We start from the raw sequence: 244 nt of genomic DNA, 5'->3' as shown, positions 1-244 counted from the left end.
GAGACACCGGCCAATATAGCTGTGTTTAGGTCGTTGCCAAGGACGAACCAGCCAGTCGCAGTCAGCGCGGCAAGCCCGAGTACGAGCGGGACGAACAGCACCGCAAAACGGTTGACCATATGCTGGACGCCCGTCGCAGAACTCTTGACGTTCCAGAGGAGTTCGACGAGGCGATCCATCGTACTGGTGTTTTCCGGACCAACTTCGACGACAACCGCATTGTCAGTAGGGATCGACCCGCCGA

Annotated in this window: 1 pseudogene; it reads right to left on the bottom strand. The window is 58.2% G+C overall.

Annotated elements, in window-relative coordinates:
* Positions 1-244: pseudogene (locus SM755_RS24065) on the bottom strand (copper-transporting ATPase); the annotation flags it as partial.

Origin of the sequence: Natrialba sp. PRR66 (genome assembly GCF_034808065.1) — an archaeon.
Classification (GTDB): Archaea; Halobacteriota; Halobacteria; order Halobacteriales; family Natrialbaceae; genus Natrialba; species Natrialba aegyptia.
The sequence above is the reverse complement of the archived record's forward strand: the minus strand, read 5'-3'. Positions and strand labels throughout refer to the sequence as shown.